The organism is Schaedlerella arabinosiphila, assembly GCF_003885045.1.
In the GTDB taxonomy this organism is placed as follows: domain Bacteria; phylum Bacillota; class Clostridia; order Lachnospirales; family Lachnospiraceae; genus Schaedlerella; species Schaedlerella arabinosiphila.
The window spans coordinates 1,287,192-1,300,755 of sequence record NZ_RHJS01000002.1 but is presented as its reverse complement, the minus strand read 5'-3'; the positions used below and the strand labels follow the sequence as shown (position 1 = coordinate 1,300,755).

At 50.9% G+C, this 13,564-nt stretch carries 12 protein-coding genes; 2 read left to right on the top strand and 10 right to left on the bottom strand.

Annotated features, from left to right (window positions below; translation table 11 throughout):
* On the bottom strand, positions 1 to 2,616 hold the full coding sequence (gene polA, locus EBB54_RS06425; protein ID WP_125126813.1) for a DNA polymerase I: 2,616 nt from the start codon (positions 2,614 to 2,616) through the stop codon (positions 1 to 3).
* Between the two features lie 171 nt (positions 2,617 to 2,787).
* Between polA and EBB54_RS06420 the strand changes: the two genes are divergently transcribed.
* Positions 2,788 to 3,459, top strand: coding sequence for an HAD family hydrolase (locus EBB54_RS06420; RefSeq protein WP_125126812.1), 672 nt, complete (start codon positions 2,788 to 2,790; stop codon positions 3,457 to 3,459).
* Positions 3,449 to 4,204 carry a nitroreductase family protein gene (locus EBB54_RS06415; RefSeq protein ID WP_016296865.1) on the top strand — a complete coding sequence of 252 codons (756 nt, stop codon included), beginning with the start codon at positions 3,449 to 3,451 and terminating at the stop codon, positions 4,202 to 4,204. Before EBB54_RS06420 ends, EBB54_RS06415 begins: the two co-directional genes overlap by 11 nt.
* Before the next feature lie 174 nt (positions 4,205 to 4,378).
* Here the strand turns inward: EBB54_RS06415 and EBB54_RS06410 are convergent, their stop codons facing one another.
* From EBB54_RS06410 to EBB54_RS06370, 9 genes are all read right to left on the bottom strand, one after another.
* Positions 4,379 to 4,954 (bottom strand): DUF3879 family protein, encoded by a 576-nt coding sequence (locus tag EBB54_RS06410; protein WP_125126811.1) that lies wholly within the window; start codon positions 4,952 to 4,954, stop codon positions 4,379 to 4,381.
* An 18-nt stretch (positions 4,955 to 4,972) separates the two neighbouring features.
* Positions 4,973 to 6,472 (bottom strand): sensor histidine kinase, encoded by a 1,500-nt coding sequence (locus EBB54_RS06405; RefSeq protein ID WP_125126810.1) that lies wholly within the window; start codon positions 6,470 to 6,472, stop codon positions 4,973 to 4,975.
* Positions 6,465 to 7,172, bottom strand: coding sequence for a LytR/AlgR family response regulator transcription factor (locus tag EBB54_RS06400; RefSeq protein ID WP_243127562.1), 708 nt, complete (start codon positions 7,170 to 7,172; stop codon positions 6,465 to 6,467). Before EBB54_RS06400 ends, EBB54_RS06405 begins: the two co-directional genes overlap by 8 nt.
* A 224-nt stretch (positions 7,173 to 7,396) precedes the next feature.
* Positions 7,397 to 8,455, bottom strand: a complete 1,059-nt coding sequence (locus EBB54_RS06395; RefSeq protein ID WP_162307104.1) for a LacI family DNA-binding transcriptional regulator — start codon at positions 8,453 to 8,455, stop codon at positions 7,397 to 7,399.
* 168 nt (positions 8,456 to 8,623) lie between these two features.
* Complete coding sequence (locus tag EBB54_RS06390; RefSeq protein WP_125126808.1) at positions 8,624 to 9,697, bottom strand: alcohol dehydrogenase catalytic domain-containing protein; 1,074 nt, start codon at positions 9,695 to 9,697, stop codon at positions 8,624 to 8,626.
* 46 nt (positions 9,698 to 9,743) lie between these two features.
* The gene (locus tag EBB54_RS06385) at positions 9,744 to 10,529 is read right to left on the bottom strand and encodes an SDR family NAD(P)-dependent oxidoreductase (RefSeq protein ID WP_125126807.1); all 786 of its coding nucleotides are present in this window, start codon (positions 10,527 to 10,529) and stop codon (positions 9,744 to 9,746) included.
* Positions 10,530 to 10,603: 74 nt separating this feature from the next.
* Complete coding sequence (locus EBB54_RS06380) at positions 10,604 to 10,996, bottom strand: sensory rhodopsin transducer (protein ID WP_125126806.1); 393 nt, start codon at positions 10,994 to 10,996, stop codon at positions 10,604 to 10,606.
* Positions 10,997 to 11,029: 33 nt separating this feature from the next.
* A complete protein-coding gene (locus EBB54_RS06375; RefSeq protein ID WP_125126805.1) occupies positions 11,030 to 11,986 on the bottom strand; it encodes an ABC transporter permease in 957 nt (318 codons plus the stop codon).
* A gap of 5 nt (positions 11,987 to 11,991) precedes the next feature.
* Positions 11,992 to 13,551, bottom strand: coding sequence for a sugar ABC transporter ATP-binding protein (locus tag EBB54_RS06370; RefSeq protein WP_125126804.1), 1,560 nt, complete (start codon positions 13,549 to 13,551; stop codon positions 11,992 to 11,994).
* Between the last annotated feature and the right edge of the window lie 13 nt (positions 13,552 to 13,564).

The following is a 13,564-nucleotide window of genomic DNA, read 5'->3' as shown; positions in this document are numbered from 1 at the left end:
TTACTTCGCCTCATACCAGTTCTTTCCGGTATGCATATCCACAATCAGCGGCACCTGCAGATCTGCCGCCTGCTCCATCTGCTCCTGCAGGATTGCTTTTACCTGCTCCAGTTCTTCCTCATATGCCTCGATGAGCAGTTCGTCATGCACCTGCAGAATCAATTTTGACTTCAAGCCTTTTTCCTTCAATTCCCGGGCTACCCCGATCATCGCGATCTTGATCACGTCCGCCGCAGTCCCCTGAATGGGCGCGTTCATAGCCACCCGTTCCCCGAAGCTGCGCTGCATGAAGTTGCTGGATTTCAGCTCCGGCACCGGCCTGCGCCGCCCAAACAATGTCACCACATAGCCGTTTTTCTTGGCATGGGCCACCTGCTCGTCCAGAAACTGTTTGACTCCCGGATAGGTATCAAAGTAATTCTCGATATACTGGGCCGCTTCCTTTCTCGTAATACTCAGATCCTGGCTCAGCCCGAAGGAACTGATCCCGTACACAATCCCGAAGTTTACCGCCTTGGCATTGCGCCGCTGCAGGTCCGTCACTTCCTCAAAGGGCACGTGGAATACCTGGGACGCCGTGGTCCTGTGGATGTCCTGGGCCTCCCGGTATGCCTGGATGAGCTGGGCGTCCCCGGAGCAGTGGGCCAAAATCCGCAGCTCAATCTGGGAATAATCCGCATCCACGAACACACAGCCCTCCTTCGGCACAAAGACCTTCCGGATCAGCCGTCCCAGTTCCATCCGAATGGGAATGTTCTGGAGGTTCGGGTCCGTGCTGCTAAGACGCCCGGTCGCCGTGATGGTCTGGTGGAATTTTCCGTGAATCCTTCCGTCCGATCCGATAAAATTGGCCAGCCCGTCCGCATAAGTGGACTTCAGCTTTGCAAGCTGGCGGTACTCCAGAATCTTCGCCACCACCGGGTAATCCGGCGCCAGCTTTTCCAGTACATCCGCCGCCGTGGAAAATCCGGTCTTTGTCTTTTTGCCGCCTGTAAGCCCCATATGCTGAAACAATACCACCCCGAGCTGCTTGGGCGAATTGATGTTAAAAGTCTCCCCCGCCAGCTCATAGATTTCCTTTTCCAGTTCCAGTATCCTTGCGCCCAACTGGTCTCCGTATACTTTCAGCGCCTCTCCTTCGATCTTCACCCCTGCCTGCTCCATCTCATAGAGGGTAAACAAAAGGGGCATCTCAATCTCCGTAAACAGGTCATACATGCCCGCCGATTTTAGCTTCACTGTCAAAGGCTCCGCCGCCTTGTAAGCCGTATATGCTTCGTAGCAGGCGCGCATGGAAGCGTCTGCCTTTTCGTTGATGAGCAGGTGAAGCTGCTCCCTGGCCACGTCCTCGTATCCGTAATCATTTTTCAGAGGATTCAGCAAATACGCCGCCACCGTGGCGTCAAAGCAATGCTCCCTGCGGGTGATGGGCAGCTCCGGCAGATATTTTTTCAGGTCAAACATCACGAACCGCTCCACTGCGTCCGCCACTTCGCACAGCTTTCCGAACAGGTATCCCATATCCATGTCCATATCACATGGTATGGAATAGATCTGCTCCTCCCCATAGCAGACGGCGATCCTGCCGTATCCCGACGCATGGGCAAACAGGGGCAGCACATTTCCCCCGTCCTCGGAAACCGCAATCCCCACCGCGGCCGACTTCTTTGCCTCCTCAAAAATCCGTTCCAGCAGGCCGGTATCCGTCACTTCCTGAAAATGATCCTCCACCGCATTGGTATCGGCCTCCACATCAAACCGGCTGAGCAGATTTTTGAACTGCAGCCGCTGGAAATAGTCGTGGGCTTCCTTTGTGTAAGGATTGCCGAACCTGGCCTGCTCCAGATCAAAACCGATCTCTGCCCGGGTATCGATGGTGGCCAGCGTCTTGCTCATACACGCCTGATCCCAGTACTCCTGCAGGTTCTTGCTGGCCCTGGGGGGCTTGATCTCCGCCGCATGGGCATAGGCATTTTCAATGGAGCCGTATTCCTGGATGATCTTGGTGGCGGTCTTTTCCCCCACTCCCGGCACCCCCGGGATATTATCCGAAGCGTCTCCCATGAGCGCCTTCACGTCAATAAATTCCGTGGGAGTCACCCCGTAAGCTTCCTTCACATCCGCGGCATAGTAATCCGTCACCTCAGTTCTACCCTGCTTTGTCCTGGGAATCCGGATCTTCACATGCTCCGTGGCAAGCTGCAGCGTATCCCGGTCTCCGGAAATGATGGACACCTCCATCCCCTTTTCCTCGCAGGTTCGGGAAATGGTCCCCAGCAGGTCGTCCGCCTCCAGCCCGGCCTGCTCCACAATCTCGATCTGCATAGCCTCCAGCACTTCCTTGATCACCGGAACCTGCTGCCGCAGTTCTTCCGCCATGGGCTTTCTCGTCCCCTTGTAGTCCGCGTACATCTCATGCCGGAAGGTTGGCGCGTGGACGTCAAAGGTGACCGTCAGATATTCCGGTTTTTCCTCGTCCAGGATCTTGAACAGGATATTCAAAAACCCGAAGATGGCGTTGGTGTGCAGCCCTTCCGAGTTGGTCAGGTCCGGCACCCCGTAAAATGCCCGGTTCAGAATACTGTGTCCGTCAATCAAAACAATTTTTTCGTTCATAGGAGCTTCTCCTTCTATATAAATTTCACATCTTTTTCCAAATCATACAAGATAGTATACACTAAAAGAAATCTTTTTAAAAGGAGTTTTTTTCCCTCCCATTCCGTCCGCGGATATGTTATAGTAGGAAATGGCTGGAAGTGTAAAAAGTGAAAAGGAGAATCGGATATTATGAATCAGCAGAATACTGCACATTTGGACGGCATTATATTTGACGTGGACGGAACACTGTGGGATTCCACGGAGCAGGCCGCCCAGGTTTGGACCCGGGCCGTGCGGGAGCATACGGATCTGGATACCCGGGTGAGCGCAGACCGCCTGCGGAGCCTCTTTGGAAAGACCATGGCGGAAATCTCCGGCGCGTTATTTCCCACCTTGTCAAAGGCCCAGCAGGAGAAAGTCATGGAAGCCTGCTATGCTTACGAAAATGCATATCTGGAAGAGCATCCCGGCATACTCTATGAGGGCGTTGCGGAGACGTTCCGCACATTGGCGGAGAGAACCAGCCTCTACATTGTCAGCAACTGCCAGTGCGGGTATATTGAACTGTTCCTGCGTGCCGCGGGACTGGAGGACTGTGTAAAGGACCATCTCTGCCATGGGGAGACGCTGGTTTCCAAAGGCCGGACCATCCGCCTGCTGATGGAGAGAAACCACCTGGAGCATGTGGTCTATGTGGGGGATACCCAGGGCGACGCGGATGCCTGCAGGGAAGCGGAAATCCCCTTCATCCTTGCGGAATACGGATTCGGCGACGTGCCCGATGCCAGGCAGCGGATTCAAAAGATTTCTGAATTGTGCGAGCTGCTGAGTGAAAAGAAAGGAAATGCTCATGAAAAATGAAATACTGAAACAATTAGCAAACCGAAAATCAGTAAGGGTTTTTGAAGACCGGGAGATTCCCAAGGAGGACAAAGCAGCCATCATCACAGCCGCCGCCATGGCTCCCACTGCGGGCAACCAGCAGCTCTACACCATCCTGGATGTGACCGACCAGGAATTGAAGGACCGTCTGGCCGACCTCTGCGACCACCAGCCCTTTATAGCGAAAGCCAACCTGGTGCTGGCCTTCTGCGCGGACTGTAAAAAATGGTACGACGCCTTCGCTGCTGCCGGATGCAGCCCCCGCAGGCCGGGTGCCGGGGATCTTCTGCTGGCAGTCGATGACGCGCTGATCGCCGCGCAGAATGCGGTCACCGCGGCCGAAAGCCTTGGGATCGGCTCCTGCTACATCGGCGATGTCATGGAAAACTGCGAACAGATGCGCGACTTGCTGCAGCTTCCCAGGTATGTATTCCCTGCTGCCCTTCTGGTCTTCGGCTATCCCACCGAACAGCAGAAGTCCCGGAAAAAACCGCAGCGAATCGACGAAGCATATCTCGTCCATGAAAATACCTACCATACGATGTCTGACCAGGAGCTCTCTGATATGCTCTCCTTCCACGCCGGGGAGAAGGATTATGATGCTTGGATACAGGCATTTTGCAATCGGAAGTATCATTCTGATTTTTCAAGGGAAATGAGCCGGTCTGTAGGGGTATATCTCCGGGATTTTCTTGACGGTGCGGAAGAATCGCGCGATGAATAGTACCAGAACCACCTGTTATTTCAGACTTACAAGTCGAAAACTTTGATTTTGCATAAAGTTTTCGGCCTGTGAGTCTGAAATTTTGATTTTGTACGATATTTTCGACCTGCATGTCTGAAGCTTTGATTTTGTACGGTATTTTCACCTGCAAGTCTGAAATGATTCCATGCCGTTTTATGCCCGAATATCCAGTCCTCCCGCTGTGCCAGATTTCCCGGATACCATGGACGTGATGCTCTCGTCTGCAAAAACCTCATCCAAAACACCCGCAGGAATCTGATCTCCATATGTCCAGCCGGGTACCTTCTCTTTTACAGCTCCTGCCACCTTTCTTGAAACGCTTATTTCGAACTGTCCCAAAGTCCATGCCGCAGCCGCACGGTCGCTTTTCTTTAACGTTTTATAATAGGCATTCTTTGCCTGCGCCATCTCTTCCCATTCGGCTTCATTGTCGCCGGACATGCCGTTATATTTGTAAAACGCATCTTTCACGTTGTCAAAAACACGCTGCTTCATTTCATCCGACACCTGGATGATCTTTCTTGCGTTTGGGTTGTTTGTGACGCACATTCCTTCAACACCATACGAATTTTTGTAATGTCCGGTAAGCAAATCCTCCAGCGTATTCCTGCCGCCGGCGTTGGGTCTTCTGGATGCCCCGCCGAAAAGCGGCATGTTCGCATGGATTCCGCGTCCATGCATTCCTGAAAAAAGCCGCATGATTCCCTGATAGTAATTTCCTATATACATGTTCAATCCCTCCTGTATCTATTCAAATCCAGCCGGGTTCCAAACTCCATCCTCATCTCTCCTCTCATTTTTCATCATCACAGACAGGATAAACACCCTGCCGTTCACCTTAAAATCCATCGTCCCCTGGTATTTCCTTGCCGTACTTTTGATATTGGAAAGCCCGATCCCATGGGACTCCCTGTCCTCCTTGACAGTTTCCGGAAACTCATCCTGCCCTTTCTTTACCAGCCGTCCGTCGAAACTGTTCTCGATCTTTAAAATCAGAAGATTTCCTTTCCGCAAAGAACCCAGCCGAATGAAAGCGTCCGCCCCCGGTTCTTCCGCTTTAAGCCTTCTGCACGCCTCAATGGCGTTGTCCAAAGCATTTCCCAGGATAATGCCCACATCATAGCTCTGGATCTTAAGCCCCGGCGGGAACAGCAGCCCGTCCGCCTCCAGTTTCAGATCCGGAACTTCCCGCAGGGCTTCATAATATTTCATATTCAGCAGGGTATCCACAATCCCATTCCCTGTCCGAAAACGGACCTCCAGCTTCTCGAACGTCCGGTTCAACTCCGCCATATAGTCTTTCAGTTCCGCATGCTCTTTTACACCGCCCTCTGCCAAAAGCCGCTCCATCACTAAGACGGTATTTTTCATATCGTGCTTCATACTCCGGATGCCGGAATAGACACGCTCCATCTCTTCCATGTGCTCCTGCAGGCCCGCCACCTGTTTTTCCAGGATGATCCTGCTGCTCCTCTCCCGGTTCAGATAGATCATATCCTGAAACAGCTTCACCCCATACAAAATAGAGAGCAGTGACAAAAGCAGGATGGCGGGGATGACCGCCACCAATATCGGATATCTGTCATACAAAATTTGGGGGGCGCCGTCCTCCATTGCGACTATGATGATGCGCAGCAGCAGACAGAGCATCAGCCCCACAGCAGACGGAGTAAGGAGAAATAAAAGTTCTGTCCTGCGGATACCGTATTCTTTTTCACGGAAATCCCTCACAATCTTTCTCAGAAGCAGATACAAAGCCAGCGACATCATCAGGTATTGCAGAATCCATCCGCCGATCAGCCCGGCATTTACCGCGGCGGCAAAAGACCTTTTCGAAACAAATATGCCTTTCCCCGCGCACCAGTTCCAGAAGTCCAGCATCCCGTCCCCAAGCTCTCCGATCCATATAACCGCCATATAACGGCTGATATCCGAAACTGCCTGAAACGTTACCACAAGAAACGCCGTGATCAGGCAAAAGGCTTTATAAAAGCAAAAGGCAATAACCGTCAAAAAACACAATGCCGCCGCCAGTCTCCAGGCTGCTGCCCTGTACTCCCAGCTCTCCAGCTCTTCCACCCGGGACAATGCCAGTTTCAGCACCGCATACGAAGCCGCAGCCGCCAGTCCATTCCACCGTTTGTCCCTGATCCTGCCCTTTAGAAAGCTTCCGTAAAAATACTGCAGGCAGCATCCCTGGGAGGTGTAAAGCAGTACCGGAAAAAGAATGCTTATGGCTTCAGACACTGGACACACCTCCGCTCTGCAGGTGCCACATATACGCCTTTACGAACTCCCCGTATTTTTTCTTTGCCAGATACACTTTGTTGCCTCCGGTGAGGCTGATGCTGTCACTGGCGTATTCCGTGATATAATCCATATTCACGATATATGCCCGGTGGCAGCGGTAAAAGCCCTTCCCGAGCTGCCCTTCCAGTCCTTCCATGGTCCCGTAGATCTCGATATTCTCTTTTTCCCCGGCCGTATGGATCTCCACCTTCTTGCCCCGGCTCTCGATATACAATATGTCCGCCTGATCCAGCGTCAGATTTCTCGTTTTTATGAATAATCCGCGCTTCTCCTGCTTTCTTGCCGCTTCTCTGACCGCACGTTCCAGCACCTCCGCAAATTTTGTTTCATCCACAGGCTTCAAAAGGTACTGAAAGGCGTACAGATCTAAGGCTTCAAACACATATTCTTTCATTGCGGTGACAAAGATCAGCACCGTTTCCTCCTGGCTCTTCCGGAGTTTTCTCGCCGTTTCAATGCCGTCCATCCCTTCCATCTGTATATCCAGGAACACCAGGTCGAACCGCTTCCCGGATGCCAGCAGGTCCGCCCCCGCAGCATAAGCCTCTATGCGGCTTTCTGGCTTCTGCCCCTGGATCAGCCTGCACAGATATTCCCGGATCACTTTTTCATCCTCCACAACTGCTATATCCAACATTCATCACCTCAGATCCCAATCCGGATAAACCGGAACCAATAGATTCTATTTTGTACAAGATCCTGCTTTGAAATCCCGAAAAGGGAGTCACATGTTATATCGGCAGAAATCCGCCATTTTTCAGTCCTATGGAATGAAATGACCACTTTTCGGGAACGAAAGGAAATATGTTCCTGAAAAGTGGTCTGCCCATCTATAACACCCTGATTTGAATTGTGGTCATTTTATCTGTTCTTCGTAGTCTCCCGGATGATCAGCTCCAGCTCAAATGCATTTCCCGTATTTTTGCATTCCCGGTTTTCCATCTGTGCCACCAGCAGCTCCACAGCCTTAACGCTCATTGCCTCGATCGGTACGTTTAAGGTCGTCAGCCTGGGATTACAGTATTCCGCCTGTTCAATATTATCAAAGGATGCCAGCATGATATCATCCGGCACCTGAATCCCGTGGTTGCGCAGACAGTTCAATACGCCGATGGACATGACATCCGTATCGCTCAAAATCGCATCGGGGAGTTGTCCGCTCCTGAGGATCTGTTCCGCCGACTCATAGCCTGTCTGCATCGTATATTCCTTTTCCAGGCGCACAATACTGTGGGGTTCCAGACGATGCTTTTCCATCGTCAGCATAAATCCCTTGAGCTTCGGGTCCCGGAGCTGGTCTTTCGTCCTGCAGCCTATATACGCGATCCGGGTGTTTCCCAGGCTGATCAGGTATTCGCATACTTTCTGGATTCCCTGTGTAAAATCCGCATGTACAATTTTTTCGGAATCATACTCGTCAAAATATCGTTCCGAATTGGTCATGATCACCATAGGCACCTTGCTGTGTCTCTTGGCAAAATCAATGGACTGCTCCATATCATGAAAATAACAGGATATCACCCCGCTGAAATAATGGATCGGCAGTGTCTCAAACAACGTATCGAAATTTCCGTTTATATCATTCAGAGAATACAATACCACCGAATAATTATATTTCATCGCTTCCTTCCGGATCGTATTAAACAATGCCGCGTGAAACGGATTCCGGATTTCCTGTGCAATGACTGCGATCGTTTTTGAATCCTGTACCCTCAGATTCCTGGCAAACAGGTTGGGTTTATAATTCAGTTTTTGGATTGCGTCCTCTACTGCGGCCCTCTTGTCCTCCCTTAACAGCTCCGGAGTATTCAGGTATTTTGAAACAGTTCCCACCGAAACCCCGGCCAGCTTTGCAACATCCTTTATAACTGCCACAAGTATAATCCCTTTCTCATTCACTTTGATTCCTTTTTTGACCATGGCAAGTCCGGAAAACGTACACAGCGTTTTCCGGCATTCTTCCATGCATCGTCAGTATTATAACAGAAATTGCATATTTTTACAGCAGAAAAATGCACTTTTCGGATATTTTCAACAGACTGTTTTTTGTAAAAACAAAAGCCGCCGGTAAACCAAAACCTGAAGCAATTACGGGCGCAGCATTACTTTCATCGCCTGGGGGGCCTTCTCAGCCGCTTCAAATGCCTCCTCCCACTGTTCCAGCCCAAAGGAATGTGAGATCAGACCTTCCGTTTTGATCAGCCCGCTTTCTATACCTTTGATCACGGAACAAAACGTCAGGGCCGACAAATGGGAACCCCGGATGCTCAGTTCCTTGCCGTCGCCGATGATATTCCAATCCGCTTTTACCTCCTCGGCAAACACTCCCATCTGCACGTATCTTCCATGGTTCTTTAAAGACTGCAGCCCCTGGGTCACACTTCTGGGGCTTCCGGACGCCTCAATATACACATCGCATCCATATCCGCCCGTACGCTTTCGGATTTCTTCCTCTACATTGCATTCCATAGGATTCAATACATAATCCGCACCGTACTTTTTTCCCATTTCCATCCGGAACGGTTTTACATCGATCCCGATGATCTGCTTCGGAAGATATAATCCGGCCAGGTTGACCATTGAGGTTCCGATAGCCCCCAGTCCCGCGATCACAACCGTGTCATCATGCCCGATCTCCGCCATTTCCACGGCGTGCATTCCGCAGGCAATGGGTTCCACCAGGACGGCCTGTTCCGGTGTAAAGCTTTTCGGCAGCTTATGAATCCTGCTGTTTTTATGCAGCCTGATATATTCCGCAAATCCGCCGTGAATGTGCTGCTTGAATCCGTAAACCGCGGATTCCTGGCACATCCAGTATTTTCCCTGACGGCAAAATTCACATTCCCCGCAGGGGGCAATCTGCTCTGCCGTTACCCATTCCCCCAGGGAATAGCTGTCCATCCCTTCTCCGATCTCCACAACCTCCCCGAAAAATTCATGTCCGCCGATCACCGGCGCTTCGATATATCGATTTTCCAGGCTGGTTCCCCAGATCCGGATTCCGCCATGATATGACTTGACATCACCTGCACAGATCCCGCATCCAAGCACCTTTACAACCAATTCCCCGGGACCGGCAGAAGGAATATCTGTTTCCTCCAGCCGGTTATCATAGGGTGCGTAGGAAAATAATGCTTTCATCTTCGCGTCTCTTTTTTCCATCTTATTTCTCTCCTTCCTGTGCTTCTTTGTCTTTTCTCAGTTGCTTTCATCCGTTCTTTCTTGCATGCTCATATGCCAGATATGTATTCTGTACCTTGAACATCCCTCCGTCAATTCCGATGATCTCACCGGTCACGTATCCGCCCTCCGGGGAAGTCAGAAATCCGACCAGCGCCGCCACGTCTTCCCCTGTCCCAAACCGGTTCAGGCACAGGTCCCTGACCTGCTCGTCCCCCCGTTCCTGAATCATGGCGTCTGTCATATCTGTATGGATGATTCCCGGCGCATAGGCATTGACGCTGATATTGTACGGTCCCAGTTCTGCAGCGCCAATCTTCGTCATCATATCCACTCCTGCCTTGCTTGCCGCATACGCCACAAGGCCGCAGTCCGCAAACCGGCCTGAAATGGAGGAGGCGTTGGCAACTCTTCCGTAGTGGTTCTTCTTCATATATTCCGCAGCATTCTGCAGCATGAAAAACTGGCTTTTGAAATTGGTGTTCAGGACACGGTCCAGATACTCCCCGTCCATTTCATCCATAAAGCGGAAGTCAAAAATCCCGGCGTTGTTGACAAGAATATCAATCCTTCCGAATTTCGTTCCAATCTCACTGACAAACCGTTTGATCTCCTGCTCCTGTGAAACGTCTACCTTATAAATTCCGCTCTCCGGTACAAGCTCCTGTATCTTTTTCAATGTTTCTTTGGCGCTCTCTTCATTGGACCTGTAGGCCGCGCAGACAATATTGCCTCTCTTTGCAAGCTCAATGCTGATGGCCTGTCCCATCCCTCTTGTTCCGCCTGTCACAATTGCCACTCTTTTTTCTGTCATGATTCGATTCTTCTCCTTTTCCTGATGTCTTGATAAGCTCTGTTTTTTCCACAGCACAAACTATATTCTCCATCTTAATTCTCATAGTACGGGATCACCGCAAACGACTGCGCCGCCCCGTCAATCCAGTTGAATCTCGCATATTCTACCACGATCTTCTCACTGCTTGTAATAATGGCCGAATAGCATACGGATGTGGGAATCTGAATCCCCCATTCCTCCAGTTGGTCCATCCGCAGATGCTTTGTCCCTGCCGGCCCTACCTGGATTCCCTCCAGCTTTTCCGAATGCCTTCCGTCGTCAAACAGCAGATCGATCACGACCTCTGCCGTACGGTTTCCTGTATTCAGCAGCGTAATGCTTTCATGGGAAGGCGTAGGCATCGTTCCCGGCTCCTTCATGTATAAATCCGGAATACACCATGTTTTGTGTCCCAGCGCTTCATTCATCGTTCTTCCTCCAGTCATTGTATCTTTTTTCAGCTCGTTTGTTTCCGCCGCTCAGGCTTTTTGGTTTCTTTTTCTGCGGATCACGTCCACAATCACTGCCAGCACAATGATTCCGCCCTTTACCATACGCTGCGCGCCCTGGGGCACGTTCAGCAGGTTCAGACCATTTGCCACGATCCCGATGATCAGGGTTCCGATGAGCGTCCCTACCAGCGTCCCCTCGCCGCCGTTCATGGAAGTCCCGCCGATAACCACTGCCGCGATGGCGTCCAGCTCCGCCCCGTCCGCATTGGTGGGGACGGCCGAATCCAGCCTGGATGTCAGGATGATCGCCGCCACACCGCAGCAAAATCCGCTGATCACATAGGCCAGGCATTTTACCTTTTTCACATTGATACCGGAAAGCCGTGCACAGTTTTCATTTCCTCCGATTGCATAAATATATCTTCCGTATTTGGTATATTTTAAGACATAGGCCGCAATCAAAAACAGGACCGCCATGATCAGGATTGTAAAAATCGGAACTCCGCCGTATCTTCCCGTGATTGCAAGAAATCCCTCGGGAAATGTATAGATCGGCTGCCCCTGGGTGATCGTATAAGCCGCTCCTCTGGCAATCGACATCATTCCGAGTGTCGCAATAAACGGCGGCAGTTCAAATCCGGTGATCAAAAGTCCGGTGGCCATTCCGATTGCGGACGCAAATACCAGCCCCAGCAAAATGCTGACCAGCACCGGCAGATTCCAGCTTTTCATCATCAGTCCCATCATCAGCCCTGTGACCGCAATGATCGATCCGACGGACAGGTCGATCCCGCCCAGCAAGATGATAAATGTCATACCGATGGCAATCAAGAAATTGGTGGATATCTGCTGTGAGACATTGAGCAGGTTCGATACCGTCAAAAAACTGCTGCTGGCAAAGGATAATACGACACACAGCGCCAGCAATGCGATCAATATTCCAAGATAGCTTGTACCTTTTCTTTCTTTTACCTTATTCTTCATACTTATCATCCTCTTTCCTTTTCCATCGTTTCTGTTTCCGGCTGCTTCCCATCCCCGTCTCCGGATGATGTGCTTTGAGCTCCTACCGCCATGGTCATGATCGCTTCCTGATTCGCTTCTTCCCTGGAAAGTGTTCCGCTCACTCGGCCTCTTGCCATCACCACAACTCTGTCGCAGATTCCCAGCAGCTCCGGAATCTCCGATGTGATCACCAGGATTGCTTTCCCTTCCTTCGCCAATTCGTTGATCAGGTTATATACTTCGATCTTTGCGCCTACGTCGATTCCTCTTGTCGGTTCGTCCAGGATCAGCACCTTGCATTTTGACAGCAGCCATTTTGCCAGAACCACTTTCTGCTGATTTCCTCCGGAAAGATTTTCCACCTTCTGAAAAATGGAAGGAGTCTTGATGTTTAATCTCTTTACATAGTCCCGCACCACATTTTTTTCGTTCCGCAAATTCAAATGAACGCCGCTGCGGAACTGATCCAGCGCCGCCAGCGTAATATTTTCCCCTACGTCCAGCTTTAGTACCAGCCCCTCGCCCTTTCGGTCCTCTGTTACATATCCGATGCCGGCTGCGATTGCATCCTTTGGACTCCTGATATTGCACGGCTTTCCATCAATGATGATTCTGCCGTCCGTTTTCTCATCCAGTCCGAAAATTGCCCTGACCGTCTCCGTCCGTCCCGCGCCCACCAGGCCGCCGACGCATAAGACCTCGCCCGCCCTGACATGAAAGCTGATATTCTGCACTTTCGTTCCTGCACACAGATTCTCCACGCGAAATACCACTTCCCCGATCTGTTTCTCAATCCGGGGATACTTTTCTTTCAATTCGCGCCCTACCATCAGACGTATCATTTCATCCATGTCGGTTTCCGCAATATTCAGCTCCTGGATCGTACAGCCGTCCCGCATGACCGTTGCGCGGTCGCAGATTTCCAAGACCTCCTCCAGACGGTGGGAAATGTAAATGATCGAAACTCCGTTTTCTTTCAGCTTCTTTACAATCCGAAACAGGTTCTTCGTTTCCCTTGCCGTCAGAGGCGCCGTGGGTTCGTCCATGATAATGATGCGGGCATTCATCGAAAGCGCTTTTGCCACTTCCACCATCTGCTGCTGCGCGATTCCTAGATCCCGTATATAATCCGTGCTCTTTGCATCAACCTCCAGATCCTCCAGCAGCCGGTTTGCCTCTTCGTAGACTTCTTTCCAGTTGATCTTGATCCTGCTTCCCATCTTGTACCGTCCAAGAAATATATTTTCTGCCACGGTCAGGGTCGGAATCAGGTTCAGCTCCTGGTAAATGATGCCTATCCCCAGGTCTTCCGCCGCTTTGGGATTTCCCAATTCTGTTTTCTGTGAGAAAATTTCAATGCTGCCCTCATCCTTTACATAGGCGCCGGCCAGAATCTTCATCAGGGTACTTTTTCCGGCTCCGTTCTCCCCTAAAAGTGCGTGAACCTCCCCCTTTTTTACCTGCAAGCTGACATGATCCAGCGCCAATACTCCGGGAAAACGTTTCGTAATATCAGACATTTTCAAAATAAACTCTTCTGCCATATATGTTCTCCTT

Bases quoted from the DNA above. Each gene is read 5' to 3' on its own strand.
- EBB54_RS06400 (WP_243127562.1), bottom strand. From the start codon at position 7,172: ATGTTGGATATAGCAGTTGTGGAGGATGAAAAAGTGATCCGGGAATAT.
- EBB54_RS06370 (WP_125126804.1), bottom strand. From the start codon at position 13,551: ATGGCAGAAGAGTTTATTTTGAAAATGTCTGATATTACGAAACGTTTT.
- EBB54_RS06385 (WP_125126807.1), bottom strand. From the start codon at position 10,529: ATGACAGAAAAAAGAGTGGCAATTGTGACAGGCGGAACAAGAGGGATG.
- EBB54_RS06380 (WP_125126806.1), bottom strand. From the start codon at position 10,996: ATGACTGGAGGAAGAACGATGAATGAAGCGCTGGGACACAAAACATGG.
- EBB54_RS06420 (WP_125126812.1), top strand. From the start codon at position 2,788: ATGAATCAGCAGAATACTGCACATTTGGACGGCATTATATTTGACGTG.
- polA (WP_125126813.1), bottom strand. From the start codon at position 2,616: ATGAACGAAAAAATTGTTTTGATTGACGGACACAGTATTCTGAACCGG.
- EBB54_RS06375 (WP_125126805.1), bottom strand. From the start codon at position 11,986: ATGAAGAATAAGGTAAAAGAAAGAAAAGGTACAAGCTATCTTGGAATA.
- EBB54_RS06410 (WP_125126811.1), bottom strand. From the start codon at position 4,954: ATGTATATAGGAAATTACTATCAGGGAATCATGCGGCTTTTTTCAGGA.
- EBB54_RS06390 (WP_125126808.1), bottom strand. From the start codon at position 9,697: ATGGAAAAAAGAGACGCGAAGATGAAAGCATTATTTTCCTACGCACCC.
- EBB54_RS06415 (WP_016296865.1), top strand. From the start codon at position 3,449: ATGAAAAATGAAATACTGAAACAATTAGCAAACCGAAAATCAGTAAGG.
- EBB54_RS06395 (WP_162307104.1), bottom strand. From the start codon at position 8,455: ATGGTCAAAAAAGGAATCAAAGTGAATGAGAAAGGGATTATACTTGTG.